General features: G+C 25.5%; 1 protein-coding gene and 1 pseudogene. Both read right to left on the bottom strand.

Translation table 11 applies throughout. The features are described 5' to 3' along the window. The coding region (locus F1B92_RS08740; RefSeq protein ID WP_154571452.1) for a polymorphic toxin type 44 domain-containing protein at positions 1–988 on the bottom strand (988 nt) is incomplete at its 3' end. Between the two features lie 515 nt (positions 989–1,503). Next, a pseudogene (locus tag F1B92_RS08955) lies at positions 1,504–1,842 on the bottom strand (hypothetical protein); the annotation flags it as partial.

Genomic DNA, 1,842 nt, shown 5'->3' with positions numbered 1-1,842 from the left:
TGTTTGGTTTAGGTGTTTTAGGGCATTCTTCTTGTGGGAAGTCGAGGATGGTGGCAAGAGCTGGAATATATTTAACACTCATTTTCTCATCAGGGTATGAACTATTTGCTACATAGATGCCAAATTTTTCTGATCCTTCATATATATTATCTCTTCCTAACTTTATAGATAGTGGCTTGCCATTCTCATCAAAAAATCTAGTATCTCCAGCTTTTATAACTATCTCTTTATCTAGCTCGACATAATCACCATCTTTAGCAGAAGCTGATAAATCATAAGACTTAAGGTGCAAAGTTAGGTCATAATTTAATGGCTTATTTAAAAATATCTCAAATTCAATCTTTCCGTCGGCTTCATATCCTATCGGACTAGAAATGTCAACAAATATATCGGCACAATTTGACAAATAATCCAATAAATTAACTATTTCATTTTTAGAGTAATTAAAGCCTATTTTATCACTTATTTCATTTGCAACATTAATACCTAGTAATATTTGTTGCCTGTCAATATCTTCATCTAAAACTCCATGCTTATTACTTAAAAGTCCTATCAAATAATCAAGTCCAACATTTATTTTTAAATCGGTTTGATAAAATTTTAATAGTTGACCTACATTCAAACCGTAAGATTTTAAAAATTTGTATAATTTTTCTCTTTTGTTATTGTTATAATTCGCTTTTTGTGCTCCGCCAGCTCCAGATAAAAGGGTTGAAGCATCAAGTCCAAGAACTGTTCCTATAAATCCATAATGAAAGTTGCCAAAATTTTGATATTTTTGATAATCACCTGCTTGAGCTTTTAAATCCCAACTGCTACCATAATCAACAAGCTCTTTAAATCTAATTAATATTTCTTTTTTGCATTTTGAGTTATTTCTAATTTCTTCCGCCATTTTTATAGAATTTCCTATATCAAAACCATCTGGTATATTTCCGCCAAAATTTAAATCAGAATTATTGATGATGTTAAAGTTATACCTTTTCATTTTTTCTCCTTACCAATTTTTTATTTATAACTATTGTTAATGTCATTGAAATAATTAGCAGTAAAAAAACATATAAATAAAATAAAATTTTACTACTAAGAGTGTTTATAAGCATAAAAACTGTTAAATAAAATAGCAATGTAAATAAACTTAAAAAAATGTAAGATAAAAAAACAATTTTAATAAATTTATCTATGTATTTCTTTTTAAAAATATTAAAAATAGCCATTGATACAAATATTGAATATATAATAATAAAAATCAAAAAGAAAGTCGTATCTTCCCAATTAGAGAACAAAAGTTCAAAATTTGGTAAATCAATATTACTATTAAATTCTATCGTCTCATAATAATTTTTTGTGTAAAAACTATCAAATGAAAACAAATGAGATATAAAACTCTTTATGTAAAAATATATATAATATAAAGGGATATTAAGAACTAACAGTGAAAACATAAAAACAAAAATAAAAATTAATAAAAATAATAAAATGTTCATTTCTAGCCTTTATCAGTTAATTTGTAGTATCAAAATTTAAAAAGCTTTTAGCATTTTCATCACCATAGATATAAAGATCTATTGAGTTATCAAAGTTATCTTTATAATATATATAGTTATAGATAATATCTTTATTATCTATCTTAAAATCATGATTTCTATCATAAGCACTTAGTAGTGTATCAAGTGGATTTAGTTCTATTGATTTAATAGGTGAGTTAGTATCTCCTATATAAGTTAATTCTCCTTTATCAGTTATGCCATTATTATTTTTATCTTGCCATAAGGCTAAGTTAGAGTTATCTTTTATATCTATTACTCCATCTTTGTTTTTATCAAACTCTTTAAGTAGTGT

It is taken from the genome of Campylobacter portucalensis (assembly GCF_009690845.1).
GTDB lineage: Bacteria > Campylobacterota > Campylobacteria > Campylobacterales > Campylobacteraceae > Campylobacter_B > Campylobacter_B portucalensis.
Note: the sequence above shows the minus strand (reverse complement) of the source record. Positions and strands in the feature narration are given on the sequence as shown.